This is a genomic window from Citrobacter sp. On2M (genome assembly GCF_018035235.1).
In the GTDB taxonomy this organism is placed as follows: domain Bacteria; phylum Pseudomonadota; class Gammaproteobacteria; order Enterobacterales; family Enterobacteriaceae; genus Citrobacter; species Citrobacter meridianamericanus.
In genome coordinates this window covers 515,950-542,550 of the sequence record NZ_WPCV01000005.1, presented here as the reverse complement: position 1 = coordinate 542,550, position 26,601 = coordinate 515,950, and the positions used below count along the sequence as shown (strand labels likewise).

Annotated in this window: 24 protein-coding genes and 2 pseudogenes; 11 read left to right on the top strand and 15 right to left on the bottom strand. The window is 50.6% G+C overall.

The genetic code is table 11. The features are described from left to right. Positions 1 to 44: 44 nt before the first annotated feature. The 6 genes and pseudogenes from On2M_RS20515 to On2M_RS24390 form a co-directional block, all read right to left on the bottom strand. On the bottom strand, positions 45 to 1,118 hold the full coding sequence (locus tag On2M_RS20515) for a type 1 fimbrial protein (RefSeq protein WP_187259018.1): 1,074 nt from the start codon (positions 1,116 to 1,118) through the stop codon (positions 45 to 47). Then, on the bottom strand, positions 1,115 to 1,846 hold the full coding sequence (locus tag On2M_RS20510) for a molecular chaperone (RefSeq protein ID WP_210905382.1): 732 nt from the start codon (positions 1,844 to 1,846) through the stop codon (positions 1,115 to 1,117). Before On2M_RS20510 ends, On2M_RS20515 begins: the two co-directional genes overlap by 4 nt. A 13-nt stretch (positions 1,847 to 1,859) precedes the next feature. Further along, on the bottom strand, positions 1,860 to 4,307 hold the full coding sequence (locus On2M_RS20505) for a fimbria/pilus outer membrane usher protein (protein ID WP_210905381.1): 2,448 nt from the start codon (positions 4,305 to 4,307) through the stop codon (positions 1,860 to 1,862). Positions 4,308 to 4,374: 67 nt separating this feature from the next. Beyond that, positions 4,375 to 4,938, bottom strand: coding sequence for a fimbrial protein (locus On2M_RS20500; protein ID WP_151217740.1), 564 nt, complete (start codon positions 4,936 to 4,938; stop codon positions 4,375 to 4,377). 436 nt (positions 4,939 to 5,374) lie between these two features. Continuing rightward, a pseudogene (locus tag On2M_RS20495) lies at positions 5,375 to 5,533 on the bottom strand (disulfide bond formation protein B); the annotation flags it as partial. Between the two features lie 14 nt (positions 5,534 to 5,547). Next, positions 5,548 to 7,065 (bottom strand): annotated as a pseudogene (locus On2M_RS24390) (aryl-sulfate sulfotransferase); the annotation flags it as partial. A gap of 397 nt (positions 7,066 to 7,462) precedes the next feature. Here On2M_RS24390 and On2M_RS24385 point away from each other — a divergent pair. Then, entirely contained in the window at positions 7,463 to 7,639 is a 177-nt protein-coding gene (locus tag On2M_RS24385) for a hypothetical protein (RefSeq protein ID WP_003838138.1), read from the top strand. 65 nt (positions 7,640 to 7,704) lie between these two features. Here the strand turns inward: On2M_RS24385 and zupT are convergent, their stop codons facing one another. Further along, entirely contained in the window at positions 7,705 to 8,478 is a 774-nt protein-coding gene (gene zupT / locus On2M_RS20485) for a zinc transporter ZupT (RefSeq protein ID WP_151217739.1), read from the bottom strand. A gap of 147 nt (positions 8,479 to 8,625) precedes the next feature. On the opposite strand from zupT, the gene ygiD reads away from it, so the two are divergent. Continuing rightward, on the top strand, positions 8,626 to 9,414 hold the full coding sequence (gene ygiD, locus On2M_RS20480; RefSeq protein ID WP_210905380.1) for a 4,5-DOPA dioxygenase extradiol: 789 nt from the start codon (positions 8,626 to 8,628) through the stop codon (positions 9,412 to 9,414). 43 nt (positions 9,415 to 9,457) lie between these two features. On the opposite strand, the gene On2M_RS20475 is transcribed toward ygiD, so the two are convergent. The 3 genes from On2M_RS20475 to tolC all read right to left on the bottom strand — a co-directional run bounded on the left by On2M_RS20475 (position 9,458) and on the right by tolC (position 12,940). After that, positions 9,458 to 10,618, bottom strand: coding sequence for a glutathionylspermidine synthase family protein (locus On2M_RS20475; protein WP_210905379.1), 1,161 nt, complete (start codon positions 10,616 to 10,618; stop codon positions 9,458 to 9,460). Between the two features lie 5 nt (positions 10,619 to 10,623). Then, entirely contained in the window at positions 10,624 to 11,301 is a 678-nt protein-coding gene (locus On2M_RS20470; protein WP_003024591.1) for a DUF1190 family protein, read from the bottom strand. A gap of 157 nt (positions 11,302 to 11,458) precedes the next feature. Further along, positions 11,459 to 12,940 (bottom strand): outer membrane channel protein TolC, encoded by a 1,482-nt coding sequence (gene tolC, locus On2M_RS20465; protein WP_151217736.1) that lies wholly within the window; start codon positions 12,938 to 12,940, stop codon positions 11,459 to 11,461. A gap of 205 nt (positions 12,941 to 13,145) precedes the next feature. On the opposite strand from tolC, the gene nudF reads away from it, so the two are divergent. From nudF to parE, 5 genes are read left to right on the top strand one after another with little or no spacing between them, the layout of a single operon-like run. Then, positions 13,146 to 13,778 carry an ADP-ribose diphosphatase gene (gene nudF / locus On2M_RS20460; protein ID WP_151217735.1) on the top strand — a complete coding sequence of 211 codons (633 nt, stop codon included), beginning with the start codon at positions 13,146 to 13,148 and terminating at the stop codon, positions 13,776 to 13,778. After that, complete coding sequence (locus tag On2M_RS20455) at positions 13,775 to 14,197, top strand: DUF1249 family protein (protein WP_151217734.1); 423 nt, start codon at positions 13,775 to 13,777, stop codon at positions 14,195 to 14,197. The genes nudF and On2M_RS20455 overlap by 4 nt, the downstream gene beginning before the upstream one ends. Positions 14,198 to 14,221: 24 nt before the next feature. Continuing rightward, positions 14,222 to 15,049 (top strand): 3',5'-cyclic-AMP phosphodiesterase, encoded by an 828-nt coding sequence (cpdA, locus tag On2M_RS20450; protein WP_187253262.1) that lies wholly within the window; start codon positions 14,222 to 14,224, stop codon positions 15,047 to 15,049. After that, complete coding sequence (gene yqiA, locus On2M_RS20445) at positions 15,049 to 15,630, top strand: esterase YqiA (protein WP_003024575.1); 582 nt, start codon at positions 15,049 to 15,051, stop codon at positions 15,628 to 15,630. Before cpdA ends, yqiA begins: the two co-directional genes overlap by 1 nt. Before the next feature lie 28 nt (positions 15,631 to 15,658). Beyond that, positions 15,659 to 17,551, top strand: a complete 1,893-nt coding sequence (parE, locus tag On2M_RS20440; protein WP_210905378.1) for a DNA topoisomerase IV subunit B — start codon at positions 15,659 to 15,661, stop codon at positions 17,549 to 17,551. Positions 17,552 to 17,591: 40 nt separating this feature from the next. On the opposite strand, the gene On2M_RS20435 is transcribed toward parE, so the two are convergent. Then, positions 17,592 to 18,443 (bottom strand): AraC family transcriptional regulator, encoded by an 852-nt coding sequence (locus On2M_RS20435; RefSeq protein ID WP_210905377.1) that lies wholly within the window; start codon positions 18,441 to 18,443, stop codon positions 17,592 to 17,594. Positions 18,444 to 18,608: 165 nt separating this feature from the next. Between On2M_RS20435 and On2M_RS20430 the strand changes: the two genes are divergently transcribed. The 3 genes from On2M_RS20430 to On2M_RS20420 are packed head-to-tail and all read left to right on the top strand — an operon-like array spanning position 18,609 to position 22,922. Continuing rightward, entirely contained in the window at positions 18,609 to 20,429 is a 1,821-nt protein-coding gene (locus On2M_RS20430; RefSeq protein ID WP_210905376.1) for a DUF2264 domain-containing protein, read from the top strand. A 10-nt stretch (positions 20,430 to 20,439) separates the two neighbouring features. Then, the gene (locus tag On2M_RS20425) at positions 20,440 to 21,708 is read left to right on the top strand and encodes an oligosaccharide MFS transporter (protein WP_151217729.1); all 1,269 of its coding nucleotides are present in this window, start codon (positions 20,440 to 20,442) and stop codon (positions 21,706 to 21,708) included. Positions 21,709 to 21,731: 23 nt separating this feature from the next. Further along, positions 21,732 to 22,922: a glycoside hydrolase family 88 protein gene (locus tag On2M_RS20420; protein WP_210905375.1), complete on the top strand. Its 1,191-nt coding sequence runs from the start codon at positions 21,732 to 21,734 to the stop codon at positions 22,920 to 22,922. A gap of 72 nt (positions 22,923 to 22,994) precedes the next feature. Here On2M_RS20420 and On2M_RS20415 read toward each other — a convergent pair whose 3' ends face one another. The 4 genes from On2M_RS20415 to qseB all read right to left on the bottom strand — a co-directional run bounded on the left by On2M_RS20415 (position 22,995) and on the right by qseB (position 26,036). Further along, complete coding sequence (locus On2M_RS20415; protein ID WP_003024557.1) at positions 22,995 to 23,309, bottom strand: putative quinol monooxygenase; 315 nt, start codon at positions 23,307 to 23,309, stop codon at positions 22,995 to 22,997. A gap of 30 nt (positions 23,310 to 23,339) precedes the next feature. Then, on the bottom strand, positions 23,340 to 23,921 hold the full coding sequence (locus On2M_RS20410; protein WP_151217727.1) for an NAD(P)H-dependent oxidoreductase: 582 nt from the start codon (positions 23,919 to 23,921) through the stop codon (positions 23,340 to 23,342). Between the two features lie 109 nt (positions 23,922 to 24,030). Further along, positions 24,031 to 25,380 (bottom strand): quorum sensing histidine kinase QseC, encoded by a 1,350-nt coding sequence (qseC, locus tag On2M_RS20405; protein ID WP_187259012.1) that lies wholly within the window; start codon positions 25,378 to 25,380, stop codon positions 24,031 to 24,033. After that, the gene (gene qseB / locus On2M_RS20400; RefSeq protein ID WP_151217725.1) at positions 25,377 to 26,036 is read right to left on the bottom strand and encodes a quorum sensing response regulator transcription factor QseB; all 660 of its coding nucleotides are present in this window, start codon (positions 26,034 to 26,036) and stop codon (positions 25,377 to 25,379) included. Before qseB ends, qseC begins: the two co-directional genes overlap by 4 nt. A gap of 152 nt (positions 26,037 to 26,188) precedes the next feature. On the opposite strand from qseB, the gene On2M_RS20395 reads away from it, so the two are divergent. Next, positions 26,189 to 26,584, top strand: coding sequence for a YgiW/YdeI family stress tolerance OB fold protein (locus On2M_RS20395; RefSeq protein ID WP_005123105.1), 396 nt, complete (start codon positions 26,189 to 26,191; stop codon positions 26,582 to 26,584). Positions 26,585 to 26,601 lie beyond the last annotated feature (17 nt).

Genomic DNA, 26,601 nt, shown 5'->3' with positions numbered 1-26,601 from the left:
TGAAATAGCAAAAAGCCGATGCAACGCCATCGGCTTTTTTACGCTTAGTTGTAGTTAATTTTAAATAAAACTACTGTTTCAAATGGCCCAGTCTTCACGGTGTCGCCGGTGACCTGACTTAATTCAGCCTGATAGCTTTTCTCTCTGGTCAGTAATTCTGTGTCAAACTCGGCATATTCAGAGTATGCGTTAAAGGTGGATAAGGTATTATCTTCCATATTGCGTATTTTTAACTGCAAACCATTACCGATTCTTAACGATTTATCATCCTCAGCCAATTCTTCTGTCGTATAAAATGAGGACGAAACTTTAAACGTGTCGGTACACCCGCTTTCTGCACCCTGATTCTTGGTTGTCTTAATGGAAAAGCTTTTGGTCAAGGTTTTGGCGTTAATTTCCATATTATTAAAGGTGCCAAAATCGATGGTTTGGTTTTCCGGAAAAATGTTGAATTTTACGCTGCAGTCCAGTACGCGGATTTGATCTAATCCCGTAACATGATATTTGAGATTGGCAGCATCCGGGCTAACGTTAATACCGCCAACGCCATCAAACTGCACCAGAATATAATCGCCGATACTGCTGGTGTAGTCGTGGGGAGGCATGGATATGATTTTTACGTACAGACGCATACGGGCCACAAACGTTCTCGAGTAGTGCGTATCGTCCGCGTTTCCTGAGCAAAGGTAGTGCTCCCAACCACTGGCTCTGATTTGCGCTGGGGTATAGATCTTAAGCTTCTGATTATCAATGCACTGGTGCGTATCAATGCTGACCGCACCTTGCGTGGCGTCATAATCAATGCCTTCATAGGTGACGCCCAGTTGATAATAGGTATCGTTGACTGAGGTGTAGGGGTTTACCCATGCGTAGACGTTTTCGCTGCTATAAGCATTTTCGGAGGTTGCGTTATCGCAGTAGACGGGGATTTTTATATCGTTGCTTTCCCAGATTTTGTCCCCGGGTTTAGCGTTGTTAGGGACTGCAAACGGCTCGATAGCGGTATAACCTTCAACAGGACCACCGGAGGCTCCCAGATAGCAGTGAACCGCCAGCGCGGAACGAAAAGGGATAGCGATGAATATTAACAACAGAAATAACCGTAGCGTGCGGATCATTTTCTGGCCTCCGGCACGATAAGATCGCACTGACCATAGCATTTCACGTTCAGCATGCGCAGTCCGCCATAATCATCCATATATCCCAGTGCGAATGTATTTCCGTTATAACCGCCGGCATTTAATGTGACAGAGGAAAAAGGGGGAATCATCTTACTGCTAAAGCCCGACAATTGGCTTTTGCTGTCTTTGCCAAAAAAAGCCAACGTAATGTAGTAGGCGGTAGGATTATTGACCAACAGCGTATTTCCCTGCTGACTTATTTTAAGCTGATGTTCGACTTCGACTCCCGGTTTTTTCTTTAATGCCGCGGGTCGCCAGAACAATTTCATGCGGGATTGCAATGCCATTTGTACTACGGCATTGCTACCTTTATTTTCTGGCTCAGGTGGAATTTCCCGGACATTAAAATAAAACAACGATTCCCGATCCTGAGGCAGTGAACGCGCTTTATCCTGCTTAACGATCCTCACTTGTGAAATTGCGCCGGGATTTAACCGCTGGATTGGTGGTAGAGCAACTAAAAAGGTGTCATCTTTATTTCCTTTTTCATCTTCAATCCATGAGTAAGCCAGATAAGGCAACTGCTTGCTCTGATTTTCGAGCTTCAGGCTGCTGGCTTTTTCGTTGCCGTTAAATATTATCCGCGTTCTGTCGGGCTGAATTGCCGCCTGGCAGGTGAGTGATAAGGCGAGTAGTACTATTGTTAATCCTTTGAATAATGTCATTTTTCATCCTTAATTAATGACAAGGTAAAATAAGACCTTGCATGGAGATATCCAGCGAGTCCGGTAATGCGATGGTGCAGGTCTGTTTGTCACCCCACTGCACGGTAAATTGCTGCCTACTGTCGACACCACCAAGCCACGCATGGCCATCTTCGCTGACCATTCCCACTTCGGTATTGCTTTCAATCTGCCGCACGATCGCGCCGAGCGGCGGGAAGTCGCCATTTTCCATTCTGATGCCGACGGTAATATTTTTGCCAGCGCGGGATATCAGCCCTTTGTAGCCAATGGCACCTTCGGTCCAGGTTTGGCGGGTGATCGTTTCATCAACGGTCACGCCGTCAGGCAGATCGTTCATATTGACCGCGATGGTTGAGGGCTGGTAGCTGGAAACCATTGGCACCACCGCATAGCCCAAACTGTTGGTGCGGTTGCTATCTCCCTGTACAGGAATGTCGGCCACGCCATCGGCCCCGACCATGACCCTGGGCTCATTGCCAAAGCTACGACGATGCAACGCGATGCCGCTGCCTGTTGCGGTCATTGAACCGCTCCAGCTTGCGCTGGCGGAAGTATAGTCGCTGGCCGCGTAGCTTCCGGAGAACTGTAGTTCGCCAGCGGGGGTGACATGCTGGTAGTTGCCTCTGAATTGCGCGCCGTTATGTGGCCTGTCGGCTGCGGTTCCTGCGGATACGCCCCAGGTATTATACGGATCGGATGAATCATTCCATGAGAGCGTGTTAGTCGTATTGCTACTGTTACGCATGTCATAATTCAACCGTCGACCAAAGTCGAAGGGAGCGGAGAGCGAAACGTAAACTTGCTTATCGTTATCACTCTCCTCGTAGTGCGTTGTGCTGAAGGATGTTGACAGTGATAAACCTTTCCAGTCGCCAATATCGAAATTAAACCCGGCGGTAACCGATGCGGTAGTGGAGCTGTCGCCATCCCACCATTGCTGACGCAGTGCGCTGACGTACAGATTCATCTGCAGAGGATCAATTGGCTGATTGAAGGCGATGCTTACGGTCTGCTTTTCGTCCTGAGTATCAGCTTCATTGTACTGATGGGCGACAAAGTTGGCATAACTATGAAATTCACGTTCGGAAAAACGGTAGGCGGCGAGTGAGATCTGGCTGTTCGTTGCATCAAAACGTTTACTGTAGTTCAGACGATAGCTGAGACCACTTTCTTCATGACCGTCCTCGAAAGTACTGCGGGAGTGCGTAACGTCAAATGAGAGCGCGCCCAGCCAAAGCATGTTTTGTCCAATACCCACTGCCGCTGAGCGATAATCGTTGCCCGCAGCGAGGATCCCGCCATAGAGAGATGTGTTCGACAGCATTCCCCATGAAGCTTCGCTACTCACGAAGGAGTCATCAATCACGTGATGCGAGATGTCCGGGCGTGCACGACCCGCGGCGATTTTGTAGCGAACTTGCCCTTCGCGGGTCAGGAAAGGTGTGGAGGCTGCAGAAACCTGAAATGTATTGGTTCGGCCGTCTTCTTCGGTGATTTTCACGTCCAGCGTTCCCTGTACCGATTGATTGAGATCGGTAATAACAAAGGGACCAGGGGCAACTTTGGTTTGATAAATTACGCGACCGGAATGGCTAACGGTGACTGTGGCATTGGTTTGCGCGATGCCGCTGATTTGTGGGGCATAACCACGTAATTCCCACGGCAGCATACGGTCGTCGCTGGCCAGAGATGCGCCATTATAGGAAAAGCCATCAAAGATATTGGAGCTTAAATCTGTCTCGCCCAGCGTGAGTTTCGCTCCTATTGTAGGGAGGGGGCGAAAAAGATAGGTACGCGAAATACTTCGCGTCGTTTGGATATTTTCGTCGCTGCGATTTTGGCTGACCTGATAATCGCTGCGTAAGCGCCAGGCACCCATGTTCAGGCCCGCGGTGCCATAGGAGTTTAGATTTTCTGTGCTTCCACCTGTGTCGGGGCGATAGGTGCTGGCGAATAGGTTGTAGTCGAACAGCAGACCGTTCACACCATGATCCCAGCTTGAGGGGGGCATCCAGCTTTCTGACTTCCATGCCAATAAAACCTGGGGGACACTGATATCCAGGCGTTGATTTGCCATATCTAAGTTGAAGGCAATATCGTTGTATTCGGCAAAATCTATGCAATCGTGGTGTACTGGCAGTGAATTTAAAATCTTTTCTTTCAACCCCAGTTGCCTGGCGAGGTCAGAAGGAATACAGACGGCAACGCTCTCGCCATGTTTTTTCCAGGTCAACTGGCGGCCTGATGATATTTGGTTTTTATTCACAGCGACGGTAACAAAGTAGCTCCCTGGCGCTATTGCGGAATCATCTTTTAATAGCGAGAGATCAACACTGTTACGCATGGATTTATCCAGCACGTTCAGGTTGAATTCGACGGCCATAGCTGAAAATGACAACAGCAACCCACATCCGCAGGCCGCAATCTTGCAGGTATTCATGGCAATCCTTACCTATACCCAAGCGTTACAAGTGTTAAATGGTGGCCATCCGGCCACCATTGCGTGACTACTTATAAGTGAGTCTGTAGGTTGCCGTTGCGGCGACAGCACCTACGGTGACATCCGTTGAGCCAATTTTTTGCATATAGGCCATAAAGGGAAGGATTTGGGTTGCGGAGGTGGAGATTAAATCAATGCTTTTGGCTGTTCCCAGAGTAATATTTGTACTTGATTTGTCCAACAGACGTACGCCAACATTCTGCGCGCCGCTGGCGAAGGTATTGCTCAACAGGCTGGTGTCTTCCGTTGTAACGCTGTCGCTGTTGAAGGTGACTTCGACTTTACTCACGGGTACGTCGCTGCCATTGTTCGAGTTTGGCAGATTGCAATTGATCAAATGCAGGCTTGAATCTACCGCATCAGAATGCCCGTTAGTATTAATGTAGGAGGCAGGCACTTCACCCAATTCGACCTGCTTATCAATATCGTCAGGTTGAATAGCGCATGGCGCGTTGATAACGGTACCGGTGAAGGTGATTTTGCCGCTACCGCCGTCAACATCGGCGAAGGCATAGCTGGAGGTTAATGTGGCAATAGTAAGAGCCAATAACGCCTTATTTACTGATTTCATATACATTCCTTTAGTGGTGAAAATATCCTTGATATACAAGTCAAAGCACGCCGCTTTTTTTAAAATTATATCATCAGGTATTCCCTGGATGTTCGTGCTTGCACTGAATTCAGAATTTGCCCCGCCACTAATTAAATTTAAATATATATAAATTTAATATTATATTTGCTTTAGTGCTAAAAATCGGAATGTGTGAGGTTTTATTATGTTTTCTTGTACCAGAAGCAGAAAGATATTTCTTTAAAACTGTGAGCTGAATGCACTATTTTTCTTAAAATCAGAATATATCAATATGGAAAAATTATCATTGATGTTAAGAGAAGATAAATTTGGAATGTTTTTAATTCGAAAGGGGGAATACCAATTGAATTGTATAGCTAATGTGAGAAAAGCAGAAGTCTGGATGCAGACCTCTGCTTTAGTATTAGCATTCTAATTATTTGATTCTGGTCATTTTTAAAGCCCAGGCACAGCTCATTATCACCAACAGTAGCAAACATAGGCCAAAGGTCAGTAAGCAAGCCTGTGCCATGTTCATAAAATGCCACGGTGGAAGCAGATACCAGCCTTCAGACTGTTGGTATAGATCGATAAATCACGTTTGCGTACCATAGTGTCACGGTCTTTCTGATATTCGATAACCGAGGTGATGGGACTATAGAAATCGTAACTGCGCTCTTTGCCGTATTCCCAGATTTGCTGAACGGTACCTTTTTTCTCGTCAACTTTATATTCGACGAAACGAGAGTATTTCATCGTCGGCAATGCCGGTTGTTCGAGCCCACGACCATCGCCGTTGTCAAAGATGGTTAATGTTCCTTTGCTCGAGAGCCATGCGGTGTGCTGTGTATAAGTAAAATCGAAATCGGTGTTTTCACACTTGCCGTTTTCGTCACATTTTAGCGCATTGCCTTTACTATCAATCGGTTTTAACAGCTTGCTTGCCAGCGCCTTATTCCAGCCTTTCGACGGAGCGAGGATCCATTTCACCTGTTTATCGCGACCGATTTTGACGACGCCCTGATGGCGGGAAGAGATAATAATGGAGTCATCTTTGGCATCATAGGCAATGGAGTTAACATGCGCCAGTTACGACCCGCACCCACTCCGAGGGCGTCACCGTAAGGAGTATCTGGCTCCAGTTTCGCCTGTTGACCGGCATGAGCGAGGTCAACGTTGACGCTACCGCGCTTGCGTCCAGTGCACCCAGAAGCGCATCACGCATCGGATCAAGTATTTTTGTCAGATCCCATACGTCAACCACACGACCTGACTTGTCTACTTCAATTATCTGATCGCGGATAGTTTGCACATGGATGCCATCTTCTTTGCGATAATCGCGTTTGCCCGCGCGAAGCAACATGGTGTCGTTGATTGTTTCGAGCGATTCATGCGACGCGCGGCGTTTCCCGGATACCCATCAAGTAACCGCGCTTATTGATATCCATGTCATGGCCATTGTAAAAGGTATCTTGATCCAGCCACCAACGATATTCACCTTCCGTATCGACGATAAAGGTGAAGGGGGCAATGTCAAAGGGTAATGCCCGCCCGCAGGACCCGCATCCAGAATGCCGGCATTTTTATCTTTTTCGCCATGCCAGTGGAATTCCGCCCCTTGTGCCGTGAAGATATGGGTATTCACCAGATAGAGACGATCTTTAAAACCAGGCGCTACCTTAATAACTTTCGTTTGCTGTAAATCGGAAACAGAACTATTATCCATGTAGTGATTAACGATGGCGGACGTTTGCACCACATAATCATCCTTCATGGCTTTGCCATTTTCTTTATATTCAACGGTGACCTTATTAGCAAACTTTTGATAAAGACCAAAAATAGGCACGCCGTCATAGGTTGCTAATGATTCTTTGCCAACAGTATAAGTAACAGGAACTCCTTTCTCGCCTTTGCCATGAACGGTGACTTTAACATCTGAAATAACGTGACTGTCTAATTCAACCAGTGCGGTAAGTGGGGCGTTTCCATAAAGATCAACGACTATTGCGCCCAGATTCCCTGCGGGTTGGCGGATTGAAAACCCGCGGCAAAGGAATTTCCAACAGTTAATCTAAACGTCAGTGCCAGAGTGCCTGCGAGAAGTGTTTTTCGATATTGCCTAAACATGGATATATCTCCTTATATTACCTATAAAAATAATCTCAATGAATATATTATGTTTTTAAGGTATGGCTAAAAATGAAAAAGGTACTACTGATGTCACTTTTATTATGGGTATATAAATATTGATGAAGTGTATTATTTTACAAGATCTAATTTTTATTGTTTTCTGGATAGTATGAGTGAGGTATTTTAAGGACAATGTTTATTATTGCTTAGTGTGATCTCGTCGACAGAGTTTTATTTTTTATAACTGTTTTCGCTATTGGCATAGCTGCTGGTTTATATGATCGAAATCATATATTTGTTTCTGAAATATGCCACTATAGGGGTATGTCAGAATAAGCTTATGTAAAATTTTAACGTTAAATGTTTAATGATGTTAAATGTTAAGGGTAAAAGAATGTTTATTGCCTGGTATTGGATCGTATTAATTGCACTCGTTGCATTGGGTTATTATTGCCATATGAAGCGTTATTGTCGGGCATTCCGACAGGACAGAGACGCATTGCTTGAGGCACGAAACAAACTCTTCCGTCGTTCTGGAGAAGATAACAGCGTGATTAAGGAACAGGAATAGTCCTTCACGTTCTGCTATGGATGAGCGGATGCTGTAAAATAGCAGGGTGGCATCCGCCCTCTGGATTATCCGATTCCCATGGACTGGAGGATGACGAGACTTAACCCCATCACCGACATTCCGCACAGGACCCCATAGCTGGGATTATTATTTGGGTCGATCTCTTTTGCCAGTGGCATCAATTCATCGACTGACAGCGCCACCATGATTCCGGCGACCGCCGCCATTATTGCCGCCATTACCACCGGTGAAATCAGACTACCAAGAATTAACCACGCCAGCACGCCGCCCAGTATTTCCGCCATTCCCGAGATCCCGGCCCAGAATATCGCGGTACGTTTTGAACCCGTGGCGGCATAAACGGGCCCGGCAACGGCTAAACCTTCAGGTATATTATGTAATGCGACAGCAAGCGCAATGCCAAACCCCAGTTCGAGGTTGCTGCTGGCGGTAACAAAAGTCGCAATCCCTTCCGGGAAATTGTGCAGGCTAATGCCGAGCGTAAGTAAAATAGCGGTACGTTTAATGGAGCTGGGTAGAGGTTGCTTTGTTTTCTGTACCAGATCCTGAGGGTGGGCGTGTGGCAATAGACGATCCAGGCCAAAATAGCCCAGCAAGCCAAAGATAAACATCCCGTAGCCCAAAACTGGGGACATGCCTTCAGCAGCCAGAGCGGCGGGTAGCATCTCCATCAGGGAGATCAGTAACATTATCCCGGCGGCGAAGCCTAAAGAAAAGGCGAGAACGCGGTTGGAGGGCTTTTGCCCTAACACACCGAGAAATGCGCCAATAAACGTAGCGGCACCTGCCAGTAAAGTCAGAAGTAAAGGTACTGACATCGACAAATCAAACTCCTTATCAATCTACCTTTCGGGCCAGATCGTCAAAATAACTGATGATCTTCATCATGGTTATCTGAGTTCTTCATCAACCGAATAAGCGTATTGTGATGGTATCAAAATGACTCCCTCAGTAAGGATATCATCATGTCTTCAACTCGTATGCCAGCATTGTTTTTGGGCCACGGCAGCCCGATGAATGTTCTGGAAGATAACGTTTATACCCGTGCCTGGCAGCAACTGGGGGAAACGTTGCCACGTCCGAAAGCCATCGTGGTAGTCTCAGCGCACTGGTTTACGCGCGGCACTGGTGTAACCGCGATGGAAGCACCTAAAACGATCCACGATTTCGGTGGTTTTCCGCAGGCGCTGTATGACACACATTACCCGGCACCGGGCTCGCCAGAACTTGCGCAGCACCTGGTTGATTTACTTGCTCCTGTGCCCGTCGCGTTAGACAAAGAGGCGTGGGGTTTTGACCACGGTTCATGGGGCGTGCTGATCAAGATGTACCCGAATGCCGACATCCCGATGGTGCAGTTAAGCATTGATAGTACAAAACCGCCGGCCTGGCATTTCGAAATGGGTCGTAAGCTGGCAGCGCTGCGCGATGAAGGTATTATGCTGGTGGCCAGCGGTAACGTGGTGCATAACCTGCGCACAGCACGCTGGCACGGCGAGAATACACCGTATCCGTGGGCGACCTCATTCAACGATTATGTTAAGGCAAACCTGACATGGCAGGGACCGGTTGAACAGCACCCGCTGGTGAACTATCTCGATCATGAAGGTGGATCGCTGTCGAATCCAACGGCGGACCACTATCTGCCGCTGCTGTATGTACTCGGCGCGTGGGATGGCAAAGAGCCAGTGACTATTCCTGTTGATGGGATTGAGATGGGTAGCCTGAGTATGTTGTCAGTGCAGGTGGGATAAAAACGTAGGCCCGGTAAGCATTAGCGATACCGGGCACAGCGAATTACTCGACAAAAATATGCGGATAGAAACGGGAAAGATCCTGTGTGATCAGCGCGCGGTCTTCGCGAATGCCGATACCTGCAGGTTGATCGTTGATTAGCCAACTGCCGATCAGCATGTAGCTGTCGCCGAACTTCGGTAGCTGATGGAACTGCTGCACGATCATTCCCTCTTCACCGTACGGACCTTCCACCGCTTCGATCGTTTTACCGTTCTCAACGATCGACACGTTAGCGCCTTCACGCGAGAAGATCGGTTTCACGACGAATTTCTCCATCTGCGGATGGTCGTCTTCGGCGAAGTACGCCGGCAGAAGATTCGGATGGTTCGGGAACATTTCCCACAGCAGCGGTAACAACGCTTTGTTGGAGATAATGCTCTTCCAGGCCGGTTCCAGCCAGCGGACGCCGGCATCTTCCAGCTTAGTGGAGAACATCTCGCGCAGCATAAATTCCCACGGATAGAGCTTAAACAGGTTGGCAATCACCTGATCCTCTAAATCCGTGAACTGACCTTTTTCACCAAGACCAATATCTTCAACATAAAGGAATTCAGTGGCGATTTCTGCTTCGGCAGCGCAATCCTGCAGATACTGGATCGTTCCGCGATCTTCAACGGTATCGCGACAACAGGTCAGATGTAGCAACTGAAAACCATATTGCTCACGCAGTGCGGTGAAGCGCTCGATCAGCTTTTCCTGCAGACTGTTGAACTGATCGCTGCCTTCCGGCAAATTGCCTGCATTGAGCTGATCTTCCAGCCAAATCCATTGGAAAAATGCAGCTTCGTACAGCGAGGTGGGCGTATCGGCGTTGTTTTCTAAAAGCTTAGGTTCACCGGTTCCATCCCACGCCAGATCGAGGCGGGAATAGAGCGACGGTTGCTGTGTCAGCCAGGACTGACGGACAAAGCCCCAGGTATGCTTCGGAATGCGAAATTTGGTCATCAGCTCGTCGCTGGCAATGACCTTTTCAACCACCTTGAGGCACATCTGATGCAGCTCAGCGGTGACCTCTTCCAGCTTTTCGACCTGAGCAAGCGTCAGCTTATAGTATGCGTCTTCACACCAGTACGGCTCGCCGTACATGGTGTGAAAGTTGAAACCGTATTCGGTGGCCTTATCGCGCCAGTCCGGGCGCTCGACAATACTGACTCTTTCCATGACGATCAGCCACCCATTGAACGTGTGGTAGTACCGCTTGCGCTACGCTGCATGGTGCTTTGTTTAGCGACTGATTCACCAAATCCGCCGCGGGTTACGGTAGAGGTGGTGGCTGGTTTCGGCGCCATGGCAGTTTTGGGTACGGTCATGGTGCGACCCGGCGTTGCTGCACCGTAGTTTTTGCCGCTGGCGTCAGTATATTTGCCGTATGCAGGGCTGGCTGGGTTTTTCGAGCTGAACAGCGGTTGCTGAGCGCCCATTCCGCCGCCCATCAGTCGGCCCATCATGTAGCCGGCCATCAGCGGCATCCAGAAGCTGCCGCTGCTTTGGTTCTGCGCCTGAGCCTGGCCTTCACCGGTCGGCGCCATGCCTGCTTGCGCAGGTGCCTGCTGGCACTGGCCTTCGCCGAATTCAGCAATACAGTCTTCGCGAGTGGCGTATTTTGGCGCGGTGCGTTCGGCTTCTTTCAGCGCGTTGTTAAACGCGGTGGTACATTCAGCGCTTTTACCCGGATTAGCCGCAGAGCAGTCGTCCGCATTTTGATAAAGCGAAACCGTTTCGTCACTCTTTTCACAGCCCGCGAGCATAAACACTGCGGTAACTGCCAGGGCGACAGGAGTCAGGTGGCGCGCGCTCCAGCTTTTGCGGAACGAGGCGTGATGTATCGATTTTGTCCGTTTCATTTTTGTCTTCCAGGACCCAGTGGTAAACACAGTAAATAATGCTCAGGATAGAGGATGACTGGTCGAAATTGAAGCGGGAAGAGGCGAGAATGCGCAGGAAGAGGCGGATCTTTACGTTGCCTTACGTTCAGACGGGGCCGAAGCCCCGTCTTCAGCATCAATTACGGAACGGGTTGTTACCGTTGCTGCTGGTTGAACGTGCAGCCGTCGGCTGAGCCGCAGGCAGATTGCCAGTGCCGTTATAGTCATTCACGGCGGCATCTTGTTGAGGATTTTGCGGTGCCACGGTATCCGGCGTTGTGGATACCGGTTTACCCAGCGTATTGTTCAGCGCCACCAGATCCTGCTCGTTCAGCGTACCGAGCGCAGATTTGACGTTTAGCTGGTTGATAAGATAGGTATAACGCGCATTAGCCAATTGTTGTTTGGCGTTGTACAGCGTGGTGGTGGCATCCAACACATCTACAATGGTACGTGTACCTACGGAATAACCGGCTTCCATCGCATCCAATGAGCTTTGGGCAGAGACAACCGCTTGTTTGTACGCGTTAATGCTACTAATGGAGGCATTAATGTTGTTGAATGAAGAACGAACGGTCTGCACCACGCTACGGTGCGCGCTTTCCAGTTGTTCACTCGCGCCAACAAAGTTGTACTGCGCTTGTTTCACCTGCGAGTTAACCATTCCGCCCTGGTACAGTGGCAGCGAGAAGCTCAGGCCGATTTTGTTCTGACCCATGTTGCTGTCGTCATACTGGGAGCCGGTTGCACCACGGGTTTTAGATCCACTATAAGAGGTGTCAGACACGCCGGTAGAGGCGGTTAAATCCAGCGTTGGTAAATGACCGTCCTGCGCCTGACGAATCTGTTCGCGCGCCAGATCCTGGCTCAAACGTGCCTGCAATAAGGTCAGGTTGCGGTTTTCCGCTTCTTTCAGTAGCGCATTCACCGCCTGCGGTTTGTTGGTTTTAAAGCCATCAACGTTCAGCGAAGCCAGTTCCGGGTAGTAGTTACCGGTCACCTGACGCAGCTGTTCTACCGCGTTATCCAGATTGTTACGTGCAGTCACTTCATTCGCTAATACGGTATCGTATTGTGAGCGGGCGTTTTGTACGTCAGTGATGGCGACCAGGCCAACGTTAAAACGCTGAGTGGTCTGATCTAACTGACGATAAACCGCATCTTTCTGTGCCTGGGTGTACGACAGCACGTCAATCGCGTTCAGTACGTTAAAATAAGCGGTGGCGGTATTCAGGATCAGCGTTTGCTGATCGGTCTGGTACGTCACGTCCTGGATGCCCGCTGATTTTTCTTGCAGCGTCAGGGCACGCCATTTAGACATGTCGAACAGCGTCTGAGTCAATTGTAATGACGCGCTGGTAGCGTTGGAGTTGACGCCGTTTGCATCACGGTAGCCATTGCTGTAGGTGTAATCGGCACCTAAACCCAGTTGCGGCAGTAATGGGCTACGCGCTTCGTTAATTTTTTCGAATGCAGCATCGCGATCGGCGGCCGATTTACGCAATTCCGGGTTGCTCAGGCGTGCTTGCTGATAAACCTGCATCAGGTTTTCTGCCTGGCTCAAAGTACTGAACCCCGACAGGCTCAGGCCGATAAGGATGGGGAGCAATTTCTTCATTTGCATTCCTTGTTGTGAAGCAGTATTTAGCGCTGATCAAATTATAAAAATATTTGCTGATTCTAGCAGAATCTGCCACTGCAAAAAGTTGGCGTTACGTGCCATACGGCGTTAATTTGCATCAATTTAACACAAGGGCGTTCAAACATCAGTCAAACTACCTTGAAATTCACATTTTAATCACTATTGGTTTCAGGACAGAACAATGCGTAAACCAGACAACTTGCCAATGACTTTCACTAAAAATGATGTAGAAATTATTGCACGAGAAACGCTATACCGCGGTTTTTTTTCACTGGATCTTTATCGGTTCCGTCATCGCCTGTTTAACGGCGGTATGAGCGGTGAAGTAAAGCGCGAAATTTTTGAGCGCGGACACGCGGCAGTCTTGCTACCCTTTGACCCTGAGCGGGACGAAGTTGTACTGGTCGAGCAGATCCGTATCGCGGCGTTTGATACCAGCGAAAGCCCGTGGCTACTGGAAATGGTGGCCGGCATGATCGAAGAGGGCGAAACCGTTGAGGATGTGGCCCGTCGTGAAGCGATGGAAGAAGCCGGGCTGGAAGTTAAACGCACGAAACCCGTTCTGAGCTATCTGGCAAGCCCAGGTGGTACCAGTGAGCGCCTGTCTATTTTAGTTGGCGAAGTGGACGCCACGACCGCGAGCGGAATTCATGGTCTGGCTGATGAAAACGAAGATATTCGTGTTCATGTGGTGAGCCGGGAGCAGGCTTATCAATGGGTAGAAGAGGGGAGAATCGACAACGCGGCTTCTGTCATCGCCTTGCAATGGTTACAGCTGCACTATCAAGAGTTAAAAACTGAGTGGAAAAAATGAAGCGTTACACACCTGACTTCCCTGAAATGATGCGCCTGTGCGAAACCAATTATTCGCAATTGCGCCGCCTGCTGCCGCGTAATGACGCAGCCGGTGAAACAGTGAGCTATCAGGTAGCAAACGCACAATATCGGTTAACGATCGTGGAATCGACCCGATACACTACGCTTGTCACGATCGAACAAACGGCACCGGCTGTCACTTACTGGAGCCTGCCGTCATTAACCGTGCGCCTGTATCATGACGCGAGGGTGGCTGAAGTGTGTTCAAGTCAGCAGATCTTTCGCTTCAAAGCGCGGTATGATTATCCAAATAAAAAGTTGCATCAACGCGACGAAAAGCATCAAATTAATCAGTTTCTGGCCGACTGGTTACGGTACTGTTTAGCACATGGAGCGATGGCGATTCCGGTTTATTAGCGTCGTGAAACCTAAGGACACCATTTGGAAAGCCTGTTAACCCTTCCTTTGGCTGGTGAGGCCAGAGTCAGGATCTTACAAATTACAGACACTCACCTGTTTGCCGAAAAGCATGAAACGCTGCTGGGTGTGAACACCTGGGACAGCTATCAATCCGTACTGGATGCCATACATGCAGAGTCGCCTGAGTACGATCTGATCGTCGCGACGGGGGATTTGGCGCAGGATCAATCCGCTGCGGCTTATCAGCATTTTGCTGAGGGCATCGCAAGCTTTCGTGCGCCCTGCGTTTGGTTACCGGGTAATCATGATTTTCAGCCGGCAATGTACAGCGCGCTTCAGGACGCGGGCATTTCTCCGGCCAAGCGCGTTTTCATCGGCGAACAGTGGCAAATATTATTGCTCGACAGCCAGGTGTTCGGCGTTCCCCACGGTGAATTAAGCGAATTTCAGCTCGAATGGTTGGAACGTAAACTTGCCGATGCGCCTGAGCGCAATACCTTGCTGCTTCTGCATCACCATCCTCTGCCCGCGGGCTGCAGCTGGCTCGATCAGCATAGCCTGCGCAATGCCGCGGAGCTGGATAACGTACTGGTGAACTATCCGCGCGTGAAATATCTGCTGTGCGGGCATATTCATCAGGAACTGGACCTGGACTGGAACGGACGCCGTCTGATGGCGACGCCGTCGACCTGCGTGCAGTTTAAGCCGCATTGTTCCAACTTCACGTTAGATACCATCAGCCCCGGCTGGCGGACGTTGGAGCTTTTTGCTGACGGGACGTTGCAGACTCAGGTTCGCCGTCTGCAGGGTAATCGTTTCCACCCTGATACCGCTTCAGAAGGCTACTGATGTCTACGCTTCTCTATCTTCACGGATTTAACAGTTCTCCTCGTTCGGCGAAGGCGTGCTTACTGAAAAACTGGCTGGCGGAGCATCATCCGCACGTAGAGATGATCGTACCGCAGCTACCACCGTATCCGGCCCAGGCTGCAGAGATGCTGGAATCGATCATTCTTGAACATGGCGGAGAGTCGTTGGGTATTGTCGGCTCCTCGTTGGGCGGCTATTACGCCACCTGGCTGTCGCAATGTTTTATGCTGCCAGCCGTGGTGGTGAACCCCGCTGTACGGCCTTATGAACTACTGGTCGACTATCTCGGTCAAAACGAGAACCCCTACACGGGGCAGCAATATGTGCTAGAGTCACGCCATATTTACGATCTTAAAGTCATGCAGATTGACCCGCTGGAAGCGCCGGATTTGATCTGGCTGCTTCAACAAACGGGCGATGAAGTGTTGGACTACCGCCAGGCGGTGGCGTATTACGCCTCCTGCCGTCAGACAGTTATTGAGGGCGGAAACCACGCATTCACGGGCTTCGAAGATTATTTCAACCCGATTGTCGATTTCCTTGGACTGCACAGTTTCTGACGATCAATTCGAATTGCTTATTTAAACCATGACGCAAACTTATAACGCTGATGCCATTGAGGTACTCACTGGGCTTGAGCCGGTACGCCGTCGCCCAGGGATGTACACCGATACAACCCGTCCGAACCATCTTGGACAGGAAGTGATTGATAACAGTGTGGATGAAGCACTGGCGGGCCACGCGAAACGCGTGGACGTGATCTTACATGCCGACCAGTCTCTGGAAGTCATTGATGATGGCCGCGGCATGCCGGTAGACATTCACCCTGAAGAAGGCGTTCCGGCGGTAGAGCTGATCCTCTGTCGTCTACACGCGGGTGGTAAGTTCTCCAATAAGAACTACCAGTTCTCCGGCGGCCTGCATGGGGTAGGGATCTCCGTGGTCAACGCCCTGTCGAAGCGTGTCGAAGTGAACGTGCGCCGCGACGGGCAGGTGTACAACATCGCGTTTGAGAACGGTGATAAGGTGCAGGATTTACAGGTAGTCGGTACCTGCGGTAAACGCAATACCGGAACCAGCGTGCACTTCTGGCCGGATGAAAGCTTCTTTGACAGCCCGCGCTTTTCCGTTTCGCGCTTAACGCACGTACTGAAAGCCAAAGCGGTACTGTGCCCGGGCGTTGAGATCACCTTTAAGGATGAGGTCAACAACAGCGAACAGCGCTGGTGCTACCAGGATGGTCTGAATGACTATCTGAGCGAAGCGGTGAATGGCCTGTCGACGCTGCCGGAAAAACCGTTTATCGGTAATTTCAGCGGTGAAACAGAAACCGTGGACTGGGCGCTGCTCTGGCTGCCGGAAGGCGGCGAGCTGCTGACCGAAAGCTATGTGAACCTGATCCCAACCATGCAGGGCGGGACGCACGTCAACGGCCTGCGTCAGGGCCTGCTGGATGCGATGCGCGAGTTCTGCGAATACCGCAATATCCTGCCGCGCGGCGTGAAGCTATCGGCGGAAGATATCTGGGATCGCTGCGCGTACGTTTTGTCTGTGAAAATGCAGGATCCACAGTTTGCCGGTCAAACCAAAGAACGTCTGTCTTCACGTCAGTGTGCGGCGTTTGTTTCTGGCGTGGTGAAAGATGCCTTTAGCCTGTGGCTGAACCAGAACGTGCAGTCAGCCGAGCTGCTGGCTGAGATGGCGATTTCCAGCGCCCAGCGTCGTCTGCGCGCGGCGAAAAAAGTGGTACGTAAAAAGCTGACCAGCGGTCCGGCGTTGCCGGGGAAACTGGCGGACTGTACCGCACAGGATCTCAATCGCACTGAATTGTTCCTCGTCGAAGGTGACTCGGCGGGTGGCTCGGCCAAACAGGCGCGCGATCGTGAATATCAGGCGATCATGCCGCTTAAAGGTAAGATCCTTAACACCTGGGAAGTCTCTTCCGATGAAGTGCTGGCCTCACAGGAAGTTCACGATATTTCGGTGGCGATCGGCATCGATCCGGACAGCGACGATCTGAGCCAGCTGCGCTACGGTAAGATCTGTATTCTGGCGGATGCGGACTCCGATGGCCTGCATATTGCCACGCTGCTGTGCGCACTGTTTGTGAAGCACTTCCGCACGTTGGTGAAACACGGTCACGTGTACGTGGCGCTTCCGCCTTTATACCGTATCGACCTGGGTAAAGAGGTGTATTACGCGCTAACGGAAGAAGAGAAAGCGGGCGTACTGGAGCAGTTAAAGCGCAAGAAAGGCAAGCCGAACGTCCAGCGCTTTAAAGGTCTGGGTGAAATGAACCCGATGCAGCTGCGCGAAACGACGCTGGATCCGAACACCCGTCGCCTGGTACAGCTCATCATCGATGATGAAGACGATCAGCGTACCAACGCCATGATGGATATGCTGCTGGCCAAGAAGCGTTCTGAAGATCGTCGTAACTGGTTGCAGGAGAAGGGCGACCTGGCGGATCTTGAAGGTTAATTGACCGTTGAATGCCGGAAAAGCAATGTGCTTTCCGGCGTTATTGTTTATGCCGCTTGCGATACTGCAACGGCGTCTCGCCAATGCCTTTGCCGAAGGCGCTGATAAAGTACGTTACCTCCGAAAATCCCACCTTTTTAGCAACTTCCCGCACGCTGATTTCACTGTGTAACAGCGCTTCACATGCTTTTCGCAGTCGCAGCGTATTGAGATAGTCAAGAATGCTCTCGCCCGTTTCCATCTGGAAGCGTCGGGAAACATAGCTTTTTGATTTATTCAGCTCCTGCGCCAGCGCTGCCAGACTAAATTTGTGAGTGTAATGCTCATCCAGCCAGAACATCACCTGACTGGCAATACCGCTGCTAATTTCCGGCATATTGCCATTATCGTCGGGTAACAGGCCGAGTAAGTTGACTAACAAACAAGCAACCTGTTCTGTATTTAGCGGTTTCTGAGTGACCATTTTTTCATAACGGCTGAAGAGAAAATCAACATGCGGATGAACATCCGCCGCGTCGACGACCCATGCTTCACTGCCGCGAATGCTCAGATTTTGCAGATGCTGCTGAGTGTGTGGCAAGTCGCGAAGCACCTTCAGCACCGCATGTTGATCGAGATGAATGATGGTACGCCGATAACTATCCCGTGCCTGCTCATCGACCCAGATCTTGTGTAGAGTAAACGGCGGGAAAAAGAACATGCGTCCCGGTCGCATGGTGAACTGCTTATGGTCAACCGTGACCACGCCAAAGCCTTCTTCCACATACAGCACTTCCAGACACTGATGCCAGTGGTGATAACGCACGGTATTAGCGAATAAACGACTGAACGATGCAACCGCATCATTGAGGGCGATCAGCTCCAGACGTTCTTGCGGTGAGGATAAAGTCATAGTGCAATAAATTTAAATTTTTGCCGCCGAATGGTAATTTATAAACCCTATTTTTAAATTTTCTCAATCGCTGTTTTACTTTAATTCTGGTGGTGTGATTGACGTAACATTTCTGCTGGTCTGCGATTCACTATTCTTTAGCCACTTAATTCAGAGGGGCAGAGTATGTGGTCAGCAACTGAAGAAAAATCAAATCCATTGTCATCACGCAAAGACGTAATGTGTGCGGTTAACGCCATTTTACGTGCGCTGGATCGGCAGTTTCCGGCGGGGCAGGCTCAGTTTTCTCTTGGCAATACCTGTGCTCACTACAGCGCGGATATTGCCAGTATGGAAGGGCTTTCCCGGGCGTTGTGGGGGCTATTTCCGCTGATGGCTGGCGGGGCTAAAGTGCCGTTTGCCGAAAAGTACATTCAGGCGATAAAACTCGGTACTGACCCACAAAGCCCACATTACTGGGGAGATACCGGTCCTTACGATCAGCGTCTGGTTGAGATGGCGGCTTATGGCCTGGGTCTGGCATTGTTACAGACGCAATTAACGGAGCATTTCTCCCTGAGCGAACGCGAGAATCTGCACCGCTGGCTGAATCAGATAACCGACTCGCAAATGCCGGACAGCAACTGGAACTATTTTGCGATTATCGTTCAGCTTGGTTTCAAGCGTGCGGGTATGCCTTACGATCAGGCGGCTATCGATCGCCGCTTTGAGCTGATGGAAGCCTACTATCTTGGCGACGGTTGGTATTCCGATGGTCCCGGTCGACCGAAAGATTACTACATCTCAATGGCTTTTCACTTCTACGGCCTGTTGTATGCCACCCTCAGCCCGGATGATACCGAACGCGCTGTCGTTCTGCGTGAACGTTCGCGCTTGTTTGCAGAAGATTTTATTTACCTGTCCGCCGCTGACGGCGCATCGGTGCCATTTGGTCGCAGCCTGACCTACCGTTTTGCCATGGTTGCCTTCTGGAGCGCGGTGGCGTTTGCCGAACTGGATGTTCTTTCGCCAGGCATAATCAAAGGAGTGATCCTGCGTCATTTGCGCTGGTGGCAGAAGCAGCCGATTTTCGATCGTGATGGCATTCTGACGCTGGGGTTTGCCTACCCGAATCTGGCGATGTGTGAAGACTACAACTCGCCGGGATCGCCTTATTGGGCATTGAAGGTCTTTTTGATTCTTGCACTGCCGGAGGATCATCCATTCTGGCAGGCTGAAGAGCTGGCGCTACCGCGACTCGCTGAAAAATGCGTTATCCCCCATGCTGCGCAGATCCTGCAGCATAGTGAGCATTCTGAGCATGTCATGATGCTGACCTCAGGCCAGCTTGAACTGAACAACTACGTTAATACCGAAGCCAAATACACCAAATTTGCTTACTCCAGCCGCTTTGGTTTCACCATTGAGCGTGGCCGTTACGGCATCAAGCATGCAGCCTGTGACTCTATGCTGCTGTTGGCGGACGGTGATGGCTACTATCGTGGCCGCCGTCAGTGCGACGAGGTTCAGGTCGATGAGAATTATATCTGGTCCCGCTGGTCTCCCTGGCATGACGTCATGATTGAGACCTGGCTGATTCCGTTTGGCGAATGGCATCTTCGCCTGCACCGTATTAACAGTGCGCGAACGCTGCAAACGGTGGAGGGAGGATTTGCGGTGATGAAAGCCGAGCCTCGGTTACGTGAGCGTGGATGTCTCCTTGCGGCATGCAACGGAACCAGCGTTATCGTTGATCTGTCGCCGTCCATATTTCGTCAGCCAGATAGCGTGGTCACGCCACCGAACAGTAGCATCATGTTCCCGGAATGCGCGTCGATTCCTGTGTTGACCAGCGAAATCCCGCAGGGCCAAAGCTGGCTTTGCTGCGCCGTGAGCGCCAGCGGGCAGCAAAGACAGTACGCCACCGTTCCGCAGCTATCTATCAACAATAACCAGGTTGTTATTCAGCAGCCTGAAAATGCACGCCAGTTGTCGTTCTTTTTATAGCGAGGGTGGTATGAAAAATAATTCAACGGGAAATCGGACTGAATATTATAAAATAAGCAGTTTTATATTCCTCTATTTCTTTACCTGGTCTGCAAGTATTGGCTTGTTGGCTATCTGGTTGGGGCAAAAGGCGCAGTTGAGCGGTACGGTGATCGGCACCGTATTTGCTGTGAATGGTATATTCTCGGTTATTCTGAAACCTATTTATGGCTATATCCTCGATAAAATAGGTATGAGTAAATATCTGCTCTATTTCGTCGTGGTGATGTCAGCGTTAATGGCACCGTTTTTTATTTATGTCTATCAGCCATTATTACTCTCCAATACCATGCTGGGTATTATTGTTGGCGCGATTTACTTGAGCTTTGCATGGTATGCCGGGGTGGCTGCCTGTGAATCTTATTCTGACCGATACAGCCGTCTGAACGGCATGGAGTTTGGGCAGATCCGTATGTGGGGGTCGCTTGGCTGGGCGGTGGCGTCATCGTTCTCTGGCCTGCTGTTTAACCTCTCACCGGCCTATAACTTTATGCTCGGCAGCCTGGCGTCAGTGGTGATGCTGGTTGTTCTGGTGAGTCTGAAAGTCAATGTCAATGCGGCCAATGCCTCGGAGGTGCTAACCAAAGAGAAGATCGCACCCGCGGATGTTTACGCCCTGCTGCGTAATCGCAAATTTTGGGCATTCTGCCTGTACGTTGCGGGCGTGGCGTGGATGATGTTTATCGCGGAGCAGCAGTTCTCCCGGTACTTCGTTACTTTCTTTGCCGATGTACATGAAGGGAACGCCGTCTTTGGTTATCTGGGCACCGTACAATCGGGAATGGAATTTTTCATGTACATGGTCATTCCGCTATTCGTCAATTATGTTGGTGCGAAGCGTGGCCTGCTGATTGTTGGGACGCTGGTGGGCGCACGACTGGTTATCTCAGGCCTGTGCGACTCCCACCTGCTCATTTCTGTGCTGAAGCCACTATACGGTCTGGAGATCTGTTTATTACTGGTTTCTGTCTTTAAATATATTGCCGAGCATTTTGATAAACGTGTCAATGCGACCATGTATTTACTGGGTTATCAGGCCATGCTGTATGTCGGTAACGTGGTGGTTTCCTCTCCCGCCGGATTAATGTACGACCGGATAGGCTTTGAGAAGACATATATCATTATGGGCATTGTGGCGCTGACTTTTACATTGATATCGGCATTTACTTTATCTGCCTGTCAGAGTAAACGAGGCAAAAATATCGCTCTCGATATTGCTGAAAATAACCCTGCAAAATAATTTACGTCATAAGGAACCGAAATATGTTAAATCATATCGTTGAGGAATCGTTGCGCACATTTCCTGGCAGTCCGGTTAATCCCGGCAGTTTTCAGGATCAAATAAGTTGCGCCCGAGAACATGTCCTCGAATTGATTAGCCGTCATTTAACGGAATTCGGTGAACAATTCCCTGCCGAAACCTGTGTGCAAGGTTATTACCCACTGACAGAGAATGTGGAATGGACGACCAGCTTCTGGACCGGGCAGTTATGGCTGGCGTGGGAAATGAGTGGTGAGAGCAAATTTCGTGAGATGGCGGAGAAGCATGTGCGTTCGTTTGGCCTGCGTATTGCCGGACGCCACGATACCAACACCCACGACCTGGGATTCCTCTACACGCTTTCCTGTGTGGCGGCCTGGCGGTTGACGGACAATCGCGATGCTCGAGGTTTTTCCCTGATGGCGGCTGAAGCGCTGTTGGAGCGTTTTCATGAAAAGGCGCAGATCATCCAGGCGTGGGGCGATCTTCGCGATCCCGATCAGGCCGGACGGATGATCATTGACTGCAATATGAATCTGCCGCTGCTGTACTGGGCGAGCGAGCAAACGGGCGATCCGCGTTTTGCGAATGCGGCGAAGGCCCACGTTGCGCAGGCAGCCAAATATCTGATCCGCCAGGATGCGTCGACCTTCCACACCTACTATATGGACGTGCAAACCGGCGCGCCGCGTTATGGTAATACCCAGCAGGGCTATGCTGATGATTCTTGCTGGTCGCGTGGGCAGGCATGGGGGATTTATGGTTTTCTGCTGAGCTATATTTACACTGGCGATAAACAAATGGTGCAGTTGTCGAAAAAGCTGGCCAACTACTTTCTTAATCGCCTGCCGGAAGATGCCGTTTGCCACTGGGATCTGGCATTAGTCGGAACCGATGCGCTGCGCGATTCATCTTCGGCGGCGATTACCGTCTGTGGTCTGCTGGAGCTGATTAAACATCTGCCGGTGACCGATCCGGATCGCGAGCGCTATCAACAGTGGGCGATGGGGATCATGTCCTCGCTGACCAGGCATTATCTGATGGGTAAAGATGAACAGGGGAACGGGCTACTGAAACACTCGGTGTATCACCTGTCGAGCAACAAAGGGGTCGATGAGTGTGCAAGTTGGGGGGATTATTTCTACGTTGAAGCGTTAATGCGCTTCACTCAGAGCTGGAAGCTCTACTGGTAAGGAGTGCCCGGTGGCGCTGCGGTTGAATGCCGGATGGTGGCCTAAAACGCCTCATCCGGCAACTCGGCAATCTTAAATGCCTGACTCCAGAATACGGATATTCATGTCCAGCACATCGCCTTTCACTGCTTCGCTATAGGCTTTCATATGCGGTGTTTGCAAATGCGCTTCAAGGTGCGCAATGCTTTCCCACTGTTCAACCATCACGATTGAGTCCGGTGCCGTGGTCTGAAAACTGACGCCAGCAGCATGATCGACCATCGGCGCGTAGCCGTGACAACCTTCTTCTTTCAGTACGGTCGGAACGATTTTAGCGAACTGGTCAAGTACCGCCTGGCGGTGATGTTGACCTGGACGTGTACGGATTTCTGCAATAACGGTAAGCATGGTTAACTCCTTCTAATTCCAGGTTACCAGTTAACCAAAAATTTCGTTCAGATGCTTGCGATATTCTGCGATATAACGCGGGACGTCTGGCATTTTAATCACGTCATTGGTGATAAAGGTCGGCAGCGCTTCCATTCCCAGGAACTGGTTTGCTTTATGGAACGGGAGATAAACGCCATCAACGCCAACGCCATGGAAGAACTGGTCTTTTTCAGTGAAGGCTTCCATCGGTGCGTTCCAGGTCAGAGACAGCATGTAGGTTTTGCCCTGAATCAGCCCGCCGGATCCGTATTTTTTAGACGCATCTGAACGTGTGCGGCCATCGCTGGCGTACAGCGTGCCGTGCCCTGCGGTGAATACATCATCAATGTATTTTTTCACCGTCCACGGCGCGCCCATCCACCAGCCAGGCATTTGCCAGATAACCGTATCTGCCCAAACAAAATTCTGCACTTCTGTTTGTGCGTCATAGTCGCTGTCTGCGCGTACGACTTTAACATCATGCCCGAGGTCGCGCAGGAAGCCGTCCGCGACCTCGGTCAGGGTGTCATTTAGTTGGCCATTGGAATGGCCGAATTTTTTCGCACCATTGATAATCAGAATGTTGCTCATGTTGTGTCCTCAAAGAATAACGTTTGAGGGCGATTTTACCCCTACCAGCACTGCGGTGAAATTAGCAAAATGTGCAAAGTCTTTTGCTACGTGAGCAACAATAATGCAATTACCAACTGACTTTCGCTTCAAACCCACCTTCCGGCGCATTGCTAAACGAGGCTGACATTCCATGCAGCGTCGCAATACGACGGACGATTGACAGGCCGAGGCCGCTGCCGGTCACGCTTTGTCCCGGGGGACGATAAAAGCGTTCACCGATGTGCGTCAGGACTTCCGGCGCAACGCCTGGCCCGTTATCTTTAATGCTGAAATTTCGGGCGTTGAGCGTCACTTCCACAATGCTTCCCCGCGGGCTGTAGCGAACCGCATTATCCAGGAGATTGCGGACCATCAGGCTGAGCAACAGTGGTTGCCCGGTGCGTGTAATGTCGTGCGCGTTAATCTGCAAACGCACATCGATGTGGGCCTGCTGCGCCGGATGGTAGATGTCCATCACTGCAGATTGCAGGAGCTGCTCCAGCGAGATTTCCGCCACATCCTGAAGATTATCGAGGGAGTCGAGGCGCGAAAGCGTCAGTAGCTGATCGACCAGACGCGTGGCGCGGTCAATTCCCGTTTGCATCTGCATTAACGCTTTTTGTCGTGCCTGCGGATCATCGTCGGACAGCTGCACCACTTCGGTCTGTACTTTCAGCGCGGTCAACGGGCTGCGCAGTTCGTGGGCGGCATCTGAGGTAAAGCGCCGCTCGCGTACCATGGTGGTATGAATACGTGTAAAAAGTTGATTGAGCGATTCAACCAGTGGGCGTACTTCGCTTGGCACACCTTTCGGGTCGAGCGGCTCTTCCGATTCCGGTGAACGCCAGCGCAGAGCCTGCGCCAGTTTTTTTAACGGCCTGAGTTCGCGGCTCAGCATGACCACCAGGATCAGCAACATGAGCGGCAGCGCAATCAGCCAGGGCGTTAGCTGAGCGGTGACGATCGACAGCGCCATATCCTCCCGATACTCCCATTCCTGACCCACCACGATGCGGTATTTACCGTCTGCGGAATTTAGCCACAGAAAGCGCCACGGATCGTTGTCGCCATTGAGTTGGCCATCACTAAAGCCTTCCCGGCTGTAGCTGTAGGGAATATCCTGGCCTTTATCGCCATCGTGCAAGACCATTTTGCCGTCGGTGGAATAGATGGCAAACGCCAGCGCGTCATCATCAATATGGCCGTGCTTCAGCTTCTTCGGCGTGCGGGCCATATTATGAGACGTAGTAACGTCGCTGATATCCAGCGTGCTGAGACGCTTGGCGAACAGCATCAACTGCGTATCAAACAGCTCATCGACATTATCGGTGGTCTGCTTCCAGGCCACAAAGCTGGAAACGGCCCAGGTCGCAGATGCAAGAATCAGAAAAATCAGTGTTAGCCTGATGCGCAGGCTGAGGCGTTGTGTGAGTTTCATGCGTCACCCAGGGTATAACCAATGCCATGCACGGTACGGATAAAGTCGCTGCCGAGCTTACGGCGTAGGTGATGGACGTGTACCTCAACCGCATTACTGGAGACGTTTTCATCCCAGTTATACAGTTTTTCTTCAATATGTTTGCGGGGGAGTACGCGCCCTTTGTTGCGCATCAGTAGTTCCAGCAGTGCGAACTCTTTTGGCTTGAGTGATAATGGCTCATCTGCGAACGTGGCGACCAGCGCGCCGGGGTTAAGCGTCACCTGACCGTGGCGCAGTTCGCTGGTGGCCTGGCCGCTGGCACGGCGCACCAACGCCTCCAGCCTTGCGGCAACTTCGATCAGCGCAAAGGGTTTACACAGATAGTCATCCGCGCCGAGGCGCAGACCTTCCACGCGTTCCGCCAGCGCGTCACGGGCGGTCAGAATCAGCACCGGCTCTTGCTTCCCGTTGGCTCGCCATTCGCGCAAGATGTCCCGCCCATCTATGCCTGGCAGCGTCAGGTCGAGGATCACCGCATCATAAGGGGCGCTGTAGAGCGCTTCTTTTCCCTGACGACCCTCAGTAAACCAGTCGATGCTGAAACCCATTTTACTCAGACCTGTTTTCAGGCCGTCGCCAATCAACGTGTCATCTTCTACCAGTAAAATACGCATATGCTCTTCCCTGCGGTCACTCTCATTACCGTCAAGTAAACCTGTGGCTACAGCCTCTGTACAGCAAAAAAAGTATCTTTTTTTGCCTTAAGAACTTGTTAAGGATTAACTTATTTAATAGTCGTAAACCAACATGAAAGGGAGACATGACGATGAAAAAATTAGCTGCAATGGTTGCCGTAATGGCACTGTGTTCCGCACCTGTTCTGGCCGCGCAGCAGGGCGGCTTCTCTGGACCGACAACGACTACACAAAGCCAAAACGGCGGCTTTGTTGGCCCTAACGGCAGCAGCACGACGGTAGAAAGCGCCAAATCGCTGCGTGATGACACCTGGGTTACCCTGCGCGGGAACATTGTAGAGCGCATTTCCGACGACCTGTATGTGTTTAAAGATGCGACTGGCACAGTGAATGTCGATATCGACCACAAGCGTTGGAACGGCGTAACCGTCACGCCGCAGGATGTGGTTGAAATCCAGGGTGAAGTGGATAAAGACTGGAACTCCGTTGAAATAGACGTGAAACAGATTACCAAAGTTGCCAAATAATCCTCATCAGGGCCGCA